Origin of the sequence: Saccharothrix variisporea, from assembly GCF_003634995.1 — a bacterium.
Classification (GTDB): domain Bacteria; phylum Actinomycetota; class Actinomycetes; order Mycobacteriales; family Pseudonocardiaceae; genus Actinosynnema; species Actinosynnema variisporeum.
This window is the reverse complement of record NZ_RBXR01000001.1, coordinates 8498224-8507627: the sequence shown is the minus strand read 5'-3', so window position 1 is coordinate 8507627 and position 9404 is coordinate 8498224. Positions and strand designations below refer to the sequence as shown.

The 9404-nt window shown below is 67.5% G+C and carries 8 protein-coding genes; 2 read left to right on the top strand and 6 right to left on the bottom strand.

What is annotated here, in order from left to right:
- Positions 1 to 42: 42 nt before the first annotated feature.
- Positions 43 to 561 carry a hypothetical protein gene (locus DFJ66_RS38585; protein ID WP_147459491.1) on the bottom strand — a complete coding sequence of 173 codons (519 nt, stop codon included), beginning with the start codon at positions 559 to 561 and terminating at the stop codon, positions 43 to 45.
- A gap of 28 nt (positions 562 to 589) precedes the next feature.
- Between DFJ66_RS38585 and DFJ66_RS38580 the strand changes: the two genes are divergently transcribed.
- Positions 590 to 937, top strand: coding sequence for a hypothetical protein (locus DFJ66_RS38580; protein WP_121229141.1), 348 nt, complete (start codon positions 590 to 592; stop codon positions 935 to 937).
- Positions 938 to 1187: 250 nt separating this feature from the next.
- Positions 1188 to 1433: a hypothetical protein gene (locus DFJ66_RS38575; protein WP_121229139.1), complete on the top strand. Its 246-nt coding sequence runs from the start codon at positions 1188 to 1190 to the stop codon at positions 1431 to 1433.
- Positions 1434 to 2660: 1227 nt separating this feature from the next.
- Here DFJ66_RS38575 and DFJ66_RS38570 read toward each other — a convergent pair.
- The 5 genes from DFJ66_RS38570 to DFJ66_RS38550 form a co-directional block, all read right to left on the bottom strand.
- Positions 2661 to 3674, bottom strand: a complete 1014-nt coding sequence (locus DFJ66_RS38570) for a Dyp-type peroxidase (RefSeq protein WP_121229136.1) — start codon at positions 3672 to 3674, stop codon at positions 2661 to 2663.
- A gap of 1 nt (position 3675) precedes the next feature.
- Entirely contained in the window at positions 3676 to 5523 is a 1848-nt protein-coding gene (locus DFJ66_RS38565; RefSeq protein WP_170199962.1) for a S8 family peptidase, read from the bottom strand.
- A gap of 68 nt (positions 5524 to 5591) precedes the next feature.
- Complete coding sequence (locus DFJ66_RS38560; protein ID WP_121229131.1) at positions 5592 to 6134, bottom strand: SMI1/KNR4 family protein; 543 nt, start codon at positions 6132 to 6134, stop codon at positions 5592 to 5594.
- Positions 6135 to 6201: 67 nt separating this feature from the next.
- Positions 6202 to 8877 (bottom strand): RHS repeat-associated core domain-containing protein, encoded by a 2676-nt coding sequence (locus DFJ66_RS38555; protein ID WP_121229128.1) that lies wholly within the window; start codon positions 8875 to 8877, stop codon positions 6202 to 6204.
- Positions 8814 to 9326, bottom strand: a complete 513-nt coding sequence (locus DFJ66_RS38550; protein ID WP_121229125.1) for a hypothetical protein — start codon at positions 9324 to 9326, stop codon at positions 8814 to 8816. The genes DFJ66_RS38555 and DFJ66_RS38550 overlap by 64 nt, the downstream gene beginning before the upstream one ends.
- Positions 9327 to 9404: the final 78 nt, after the last annotated feature.

Below are 9404 nucleotides of genomic sequence, written 5' to 3'. Positions count from 1 at the left end.
CTGGTCACTTGAACGAGGCTGCACTGGCGATAGCACCGGTGGTCAGAATCGCCAGTTGACCTCGACCCGTTCCGTGAACATCGCCCCGTCGGGATTGATTACGGCGGACTCCAGCATCACGAGGAAGAGCAGCCGTAGGTCGTCCTCGTCCATGTCCGGCACCGCCACGTCGTCTAACTGTTCGAGGCGCTCTGCGCCACCGAGTTCCTCGAACTCGTCCGCGAACTCCCCGAGCAGAGCTTCTGGATCCTGGCCGATCGCCGCAGCGGCACCTGCCAGGAGTCCTGGGTGGGTGTCGAGCCGTTCGGCGATCAGGGCGAGCACGTACTCGTCTGCGTCGATGTCGTTGCCGTGGTCCATCGCTGTGGGAAGGGCCATGCTGAGAAGGTGTGTGACGACGTCTTCGCCGGTTTCCTCGCAGCGGGCGACGAGCACCTGGTGCGCCAGTTGTGTGAGCGCGATCAAGTAGGAGATGGCGTTCAGTCCGAATCCGAGGTTGCTGGTCAGTACCGGCGCGATGTCGTCGGCGAGCCGTTGCCGGCTGTAGACATCGGCGTACACCGGGAGGTCGCAAGCGATCAAGGCGGGAGTGGACCCGGCGGCGCTGGTCGAGGTGATCAACGAAGCTCAGGCAGCCAGGGAAGCGGCACGTGCGGAGTTGGCCAAGGTCAAGACCAGCGGGAAGCTCGATGCGGCGGAGGTGTACGCCATGATCGACTCGCTGGGCGACATCGGAGCCACGTTGGAGGACGCCAAGCCGGAGCGGCTGGCCCAGCTCTACGCGAAGTTGCAGGTAGAACTGCTGTACGAACACACGAAAAAGGCCGTCGTAGTGACGGCCCCTCCGCGTGTGGTTAACGTGTGTGTCCGAGAGGTTTACCCAAACGCGCAGCTGTGGGGAATTCCCCACTCTCCGAGAAGGGGGAATGGCTCGTAAGTACAGCTTGTGAAGCGCTTCGGGCCCATATCGCAAGAGCGGGGAATTCCCCACTCGAACTTTCATCCAGTGAAAGCTGATACCTCTTCGACGGACACGTTCAGTCACAGCGAGCCGGAGTCGCAGGTGACGTCGAGTGGAGAGCCGGAAACTCCAAGAAGGCAAACCTAATGACTGCCTGGTGACGCTCACTGTCCATTGGTGGTCGCAACACCGTCACGGGCAGTTTTAGGTAGGAGGCGGGTCGCAGGTGCTCTGGCACGAGCTGAACGCCACCGCCGGCGAACCGGCCCGCAAGCAGGTCGAGGACGCCAGGATGGGCGTCGACTTCTTGATCAGCCTGATATCCGGCCACCTGCATGTCGTCGTGGCCGCCGCAATTGGCCTCGCCGCCGACGTCGCCTCCCGACCCTGGCTGGCCGTCGCGACGATCGTGAGCCTGCCGCCGCTTGCGGCAGTCTGGTACCGCCTGGCCGTCGAGGCCACCGACGAGTGAGCCGGCGCGGTCCGTGCCATGGTCAACCTCGGCCGACGGCCCCTGGCCGCCGCGCTCGGACTCACCCTGCCCAAGGGATCGAGGATGAGCGCGGCATGTGGGGTCTGGTCGGAGACCTCGTGAGCACTGGATTCCATCCAGTGCTCACCGCCCTGGACGCCAACCGTGCCGCACCCGAGGGATCAAGCGCGGGGGACGCATCGCCACCCACCGAGCCGTCACCGGCCAGTCCACCGCCCCCGGATCCGTCCAAGGGCGGAGCCGCAACGAGCGACGGAACGCCGGCCGGGTCATGACTTGAGCGACGCCCTCGCTGATCCGGCCGGCACATGCGCCGCCTCACTCCCAGCACCGGAAGCGTTGGTGGGAATGTAAACGAGTGGGGTGACGCCCTGATCATGAATGCGCCCCCGATGGCCGAGATGATGTCCGGCGTCGTGGAGAACACCGAATGACGTCAACCGAAAGCCACCCTGGACGGTCGGCGGACGAGGCGCGCAGCTCCCAGGTCGACCGTGCCTGCCTGCGCCGCCGGGAGATCCGGTCCATCGTCCTGATCATGGTGCTCACCGAGCCTCGGTCTGGCCCGGTCCTGCGACGTTCGCGTTTTCCAGAGAATACAGCCGTCTGAAATCGTCACACGGGCGTTGATCACACCCGCACACCACAGTCGTGTCGTCCGATCAGCGCAGTCACCAACGATCGGGCTGATCGATGAAGCTCATCCCGCGCCGGGAGGGTCGTTCGTGAGGGAATGCAGTCGGCGTCCACGCAGGGTGTCCCAGGCGAGATCGAGAAGATTGCAGGATTTCTCTTGATGAAATGAAACGATTCGGAAGATATGTCGAAGGCGTAGCACTGCGGGATGAGCCATACCCGTTCCCTGACTGTGTTGCATAGCGACGAGTTTCTTCGGCACAGGGGTGGTATCGCGCCCGTTGTCGGGTCGTGCGCAGGTCTCGGTGTGCTCGTGGCGTCAGCCGGCCCGGTTGTGGTCTGGTTGGAGGAGCGAGCTGGCGAGCGAGATCTGAACATGACATTCGCTGTCGTGCTCGCCACGGGTCTGTGGGTCGGGTGTGAGGTGTGCGTCACAGGTCGGGACGAGCGGTTGGGGTGGGAAGGGACTTGTGCGCCTCGGTCACGCACCGCACCAGCCTCGGCCAGTCCCGTCCGACGTCCGTCGGTGCGCATGTCACCGGACCGAATCGTCACCTGACCGCCCGGCCTTCACCTCTCTCCAGGCGCAGTGTTGTCGCCCGGAAGGACGAAGTAATACCCACCGCCGAACGGCAGCAGGTAAGCGGCCAGTGCCTCCCCCGCGAGGCGGCGTTGGGTTGTGGCGAAGCCGCGTTCGAGGTCCCGCTGGTAGCAGGTGAAGATGTGGCCGATGTGTTCTCCGGCGGCGTCGGCGGGCCGGCGGTACGTGTAGCCGCGGCGGAGGATGCGGTGCGCCTGGCTTTCCGGGGTGCGGGGGTTCGCGCGGCGGATGTGTGCGTTCAAGGGGATCCGAGTTCCCTCAGGGTCGTTCACGTAGTCGAGCGCGTCCTGTTCGCCGGTGCTCCCCAGCGGAGCGCCGCTCTCCTTGTGACGCCCGAAAACAAGCTCTTGGTCCGCGGTGGACTTCGAATCCCATGTCGGCATGGCGAGCCTGATGAGCCGCACGGCCAAGTAGGTGCCCCCGACACACCACTCCGGCTCCGGGTCGCCCGGTTGAACCCAGACGAGTTGGTCCATCAAGTCGGGGTTCCAGGCGTCGGGATTGCCGGTGCCCTCTCGGAACCCGAACGCGTTGCGGCCGGTGTGCTGCCCTTCGACGGTCCAGCGCAAACGCGCTCCCGGCACGTCGAAGGCGCTGGGAAGCGCCGAGGGGTCATCGGACGACAATTGGGCAAGCACATCGCCACCGCAGTCGGTCGGGTCGAGTACGTCACCCGGGAACGCGGGCATGGTGGTGAGCAGTGACGGCCTGGCGAGCCCGGGACGTGCGTCGAACAGCGACGCCCCGACCGACAGCACCACATCGCCCGCCGGAGCCAAGCCACGCAGGGAATGGAGCACCTGTTCGAGGTCGCCGACCACGTCGAACGCGGCCAGAACCGTGTGCCGCCGCTCGGGTTCGACGATGCCGCGCTGGTGGACGACCGGCCTCGAAAGCCGCGGTGGACCCACCGGCGGCGTGGTGCAGGCCGCTGCCGACGCCGCACCCGCCGCCGCGAGCAACGCCCGCCTGGTGATCGCCACGTCAGGCTGCCAAGACCAGGTCCCACCCGGTCACCGCACCCTGGTCGAACCCGAAGTTGTCCCGCACCACCAACGTCCACACGCCATTGGCGTCCACCGTCGACATGCGAAGGGGGAACACCTGGTCGAGGTCGGCCGCCGCATCGTCACCGTCCGCCTCGCGCAGGACCTGCTCGGTGCCGTCGGGTGCCCGCAGCACGAGCGAGAGGTCCCCCCGGTAGGGGTGCTGGGCTCTCACCCGAGCGGTCGCGTCGGAGGCGACCTTGCGCGGACAGGCGGTCACCTCCACGGTGCTGGACACCGTTCCCAAGTCCGGAACCGGAAGAGTGGTCGTGTTCGACACCGAACACACCTGGGTGAACGGAACCGTCACTGCGACCGATGCGGTGCGCGTGAGCCCGTAGCGACCGGTACCCGTAACCGTGGCCGTGAATCCCGCGGGAATGTTGACCCCCGGAGCGACGGACATGGTCAGAGTCGCGCTCTGGCCCGCCGCCACCTCCGCCGGGTTCACGGACAGCGTCGCGCCGGCGGGCGCGCCCGTCGCGGAGAGCCTGATCGTCTGGCCCTGCGGGATCAGGTTGGTCGTCGACACCGCCACGGTGACGCTCTGGCCGGCACCGACCGTCGCGGTCGAGCTGCCCACCCCGACGCTGAAGTCGCGCAGTGGCGCTTCGAACGCTCCACCCGTGTAGAGCAGCTTGTTCGGAGAACCCGAACCCAGGTTGTCGGCACGCAGCACACCCGGGGTTGCCCTGTTGACCAGGACCGCCGTCACCTCCGCCGGGGTCGCGTCGGGAAACCTCGACAGCACCAGCGCCGCGGCACCGGCGACGTGCGGTGCCGCCATCGAGGTTCCCCGGAGGATGCGGGTGGCGCTGTCGGTCGCGTTGTGCGTCGACTTGATGTCCTGGCCGGGCGCGAAGATGTCCACGCAGGGGCCGAAGTTCGACCCTGCCCCGTTGCCCCAGTTCGTGGCGCGCTCGTCGATCGAGTTCGCCGCTGCCACGGTGATCGCGTTCGGCACTGCTGCGGGGCTGAAGGTGCACGCGTCCACCGCGTCGTTGCCGGCGGCGATCACATAGGTCAGCCCTGTCGCGATCGAGGCCGTGATCGCATCCTCCTCCGTCGGAGAACGGCCCGCCGCGCCGAGGCTCATGTTGACCACGGCGGGTTTGGCGGCGTTCGCCGTCACCCATTCGACACCGGCGACGATCTGGCTGATGGTGCCGAGGTTGTCACAGCTGAGGACACGCACTGACACGAGGTTGACCTTGTCGGCCAGGCCGTGGGTCGCTCCGCCGATCGTGCCCGCCACGTGGGTGCCGTGCCCGTCGGTGTTGCAGTCCTCACCGTTGAGGCCGTCGCCGATGGCGTCGAAACCGAAGCGCGCCCGACCACCGAAATCGCTGTGCGACATGCGGATGCCGGTGTCCAACACATAAGCGGTGACGCCTCGTCCGGCCTCGTCCGCGTACTGGTACGCCCCGTCCAGGATGGCGGTGCGCTGGTCGGAGCGGTCGAGGTTCCACAGCGAGGTGGTGCGGCTGCCCAGCCCTCGTACCACCGCATCGGCCTCGACTCGGGCCACCCTCGGGTCGGCGGCCATCCTCCGCGCTTGCTTCTCCGGGAGCGTGACGACGAACCCGTGGAGGGCTCTGGAGAAGGTTCTCCTGACTGTGCCTCCGTATCGCGCGCCCAGTTCGGACGCGGACGCCGAGAGCTGTCCGCGCGCGAGGGTGACGATGTACTGGCCTGCCACGACCTCGGCGCCCGCCGAAACCGTGATGTCACCCTCCTGGGCCTCGGCCGCTGTGGGCAGTGCGCCGACCAGCGCCACCACTGCCACAACTGCACCAACCGACGTGCGCCTGCGCTTCACGTGCCCCCCTGTTCCGTGTCGCGGCATCCGGACCGTCAGCCCGGGTACACCGCCTTCTCCAGGTCGCCCTCGGCGACACCTCGCACCGCGTGCAGCAGCCAACCCAGGAAATCCGACAAGTCCTGGAACACCGCACGGCCGGGCTCCGCGCCACCGCCCAGGTAGGCGCCGTCGCGGATCTCGCCGACCGGTAGCACGTACACGACTCCGTCTTCGGTGCCCAACGCGAACAGCGTTCCACCGCCATCACTGCCGAACACGACCAATGGCGATTCGGTCAACCCTGGTGCGTGTTTGGGCGTCAGCGGGTCGGGCAGGTTCGCCAACACGGTGTTCAGCGGGTGGATGAAGAACCCGTTGAAGACGTCGGGCAGGTCCACCTCGCTCACGTGTCGGTAAAAGGTCAGCAACTGCTCGGGCAAGACACCCGATGCCCTCGCCAACTCGTCCGCCGCCGCGGGACCGCCGAGCGTCTGTTCGTCGGGCGGGTAGCCGAACCGCGCCTGGAAGTGCCGGAGCAGGTGGTTGATGGCATGGGCCATTTCCGCGCGCCAGCCGTCGTAGTCGAAACCGGTCATCGAAGGGCCCCGTTCGTCGATCGCGTACCAGGCCGGACCCTACCGGCTCGCACCCTGGTCGTCCGGGTCACCTGTACCACCAGAAACCTTCGAACTGCGCGTCCACCCGTTCGGCGAACGCCTCGATTTCCGCACGGGTCGCGTTGGGGTTCTGCACCCGGAAGTCCCTCCAGGCGTTCGTGATGTGCTGGTGCACGTTCGTGACCGGTCCCGGGACGCGGCTGCCCGGCACACCGAGGATGTTGCTCGGCGCGTCGAAGTCGAAGTCCTTGAACTCCGGGTGGTTGCGGTACTCCTGCGGGATCCGGTGGTGCGCGTCCCAGTTCTTGGGCAGCTTCGGCTTGTTCTTCTCCCAGAGGTCGATGTTGTAGCGACCCCGGTAGTGGATCTGCTTCGCGTCCTCGCCCGCCGGGTCGGTCAGCTCGGTGGGCTTGTTGCCCACGTAGGCGTGGAGGTTGATCCCGCCGTCGAAGCCGATCGGGTCTTCACTGATGAACCGCTGGAGGGCCGGGCTGTAGTAGCGGGCGCGGTGGAAGTGGAGACCAGTGCCGTCGTTCTCCCGATTCGTGAACTCGAAGGAGTTCCCGACGTCGTCGCCGGACTTGTAGGTGCGTCCGAACGGTTCGTACGAATACGCCGCACCGACTCCCGTGCCGTCCACGAGGGCGACGGTGCTGCCGAGGGCGTCGACCAGGTGCCGACGGGTCCCTCCACCGCTTTCCCGGATGGTGAACGCGTCGGTTCCGGCGCTGGTGACGGTCGCCGAGGTGGTGCCGTCCACCTTCTCCTGCAACGGGTTGTCCCCGTCGTACAGGTAGTTGGTGGTGGTGCCGTCGATCGTTCGTCCGATCCGTCGTCCGTCGGCCGCGTAGGTGAACGACGCCGACTTCCCCGGTGCCGAGAGTCCTGCGAGCTGACCGCGTGAGTTCCAGGTGTACGAGGTGGTGCCGTCGAAGAGCAGGTTGCCGTCGGCGTCGTACCCGGCGGTGGCGCTCCCGGCGGTGCGCAGCCGGTTCGCCGCGTCGTAGGTCGCCGGACCGAACGCCTCCGGCAGCACCGATCGGGAGAACGAGCCGTCGGTGCGACTCGGGTTGCCCGAGCGGTCGTAGTCGTAGTTCAGCGAGCCCAGGACGGTCGACCCGTTGCGGTAGGTGATCGTCTTGACCGAGCCGGTGGCGTCGTAGGTGTAGGTCTGGTGGACGCCGCCGGCGAGACCCACCGTGGACGGTCGCCCGACCAGGTCCCGACTCACGCCGTCGACCACCGTGCCGCCGTGCTGGATCTCGCTGAGTTCACCGGTCGCGGAGTAGACGTGCCGGATCGGGCTGTGGCCGGCGACAGTGGCGGTCCTGTCCCGCTCGGTGGCGCTGTACGTGTAGCCGACCGAGCCGTGGGGTCCGCTCTCCTTCTTGACGCGGTCGAGCCCGTCGTAGTCCAGCGTCGAGACGCCGGCGGCGGTGTCCTCGGTACGGACGAGACGGTCGGCGGCGTCGTACCCGTACTTCGTGGTCCCCTCGGCGCCGTACCGGGTCTCGGTCCTGCGGTCGAGCTCGTCGTAGTCGGACTCGGTCACCACACCGCGTCTGCTGGTGTACTTCACCAGGTTGCCGTTGCGGTCGTACTCGGTGAGGTCCGCGGCGCCCAAGGGATCCGTGACGGTCCGGACGCGGTCCATCACGTCGTAGGTGAACACCGTGGCACCGCCACGCCCGTCGACGACCTTCGTGCGGTTGCCGTTCGCGTCGTACTCGTACGACACCGTGTGTCCGAGCGGGTCGACGACCGACAGCACGTGGTCGGCACCCGAGTAGCGCGTCTCGGTCACCGCTCCTCGGGCGTCCGAGGTCACCACCTTGCGCCCCACGGCGTCGAAGCCCGACGTGGACGTCCGGCCCAACTCGTCCTTGGACCGCACGGGGTCTGCCCCCGCGTACTCCACGGTGCTGGTCTTGTTGTCCGGATCGGTGACGCTGGTGATCAGGCCGGCTCCGTCGACCCCGTAGCTCGTCTTGCGCCCCGAGGCGTCGGTGACGGACTTGACCGCGCCCCGCGCGTCGAGCTCGTAGACGGTGTCTTTGCCGTATTCGTCGGTCGACTTGGTCAGTTCACCGTGCGGGCCGTTGTACTCGAACCGGCGTGCCTTCGCGTCGGGCGTCCCGTCGAGCTGCGTGATCTTCGAAACCTGCCCGAGATCGTTGTACTCGTATGCGGTCCGTCGTCCGAGGGGGTCGGTCGACGCGGTCCGACGTGCCCCTGACGAGTCGTACTCGGTCGTGGTGGTCGCGGCGATCGGCGTGCCGAACGCCTTGGTCTCGGTGAGGACCGACCCCTTGGCGTTGAACGTGTATCGGTGCACGAAGCGACGCGGGTCGGTCATCCGCGTCTCGGTGATCGCGCCGCCCGACTCGGTGTAGGCGAACTCGGTGATGCCGCCATCGGCTGCGGTCTGCTTCGCGACCCGACCCGCGGCGTCGTACTCGTTGGTCAGGTACACCGTCCCGCGCGGGTCGGTGATCGTCTTGAGCTTGTTGCCCGCCCAGCCGTAGAGGGTGGTACCGCCTTCCGTGTTCGTCACCTTGGCCAGGCGGCTGCCCGTGTCGTACTCGTAGCCGACACGTCGTCCGAGGTTGTCCTCGATCCCGGTGACCTTGGGCGGGTTGGCCGTGTCGTAGGCGAACTTCACCCACCGGCCGCTGGGCGAGGTGATTTGCGTGATCGGTCCGTTGAGGCGGACCTCCTCCACACGGTCCAGCCGGACGGCGGCGGTGGCCTGGGGGTGCCGTCGACACCGAGGGTCGAGTTACGGATGTGGCGCAGGGGCACCGGAGCGTTGCCGCCGAAGGCCAAGGCCAAGTGCAGGCTCCGCACATGCCGGGTGCCCGCCGCGGTGAGCCGGTCGAGCAGCGCGCAGAACCGCTCGATGCTCTTCAACGCCCGGTGCAGGTCGTTGCGGCCCTGCGGGTTCTCGGGGAACGGGTCGGTCTCCATCTCCAGGTTGGTGCCCAACGCGGCGCTGCTGGGGTCAGCATTGGCGTGCTCCCCGTCGAGACCGGTGACCAGGACGTCCCCCTTGGCCAACGCGAACGCGCCGGTCGGGATGCCGGCCTGACCGCGCTGGGCCTTGGTCAGGGCCGCGCCGGCGAGGTAGGTGTCGGCGTTCGTCCCGTACTCGAACCCGACATCCCGCTGCACACTCGCGGCTCCCGCCAACAACCGTCCGACGGCCCGGTTCCCGACACCCCGCTGAAGCGGCACCACGACCCCTTGCGC

Excerpts from the sequence above, each read along its gene's own strand:
- DFJ66_RS38560 (WP_121229131.1), bottom strand. The coding sequence starts at position 6,134 with ATGACCGGTTTCGACTACGACGGCTGGCGCGCGGAAATGGCCCATGCC.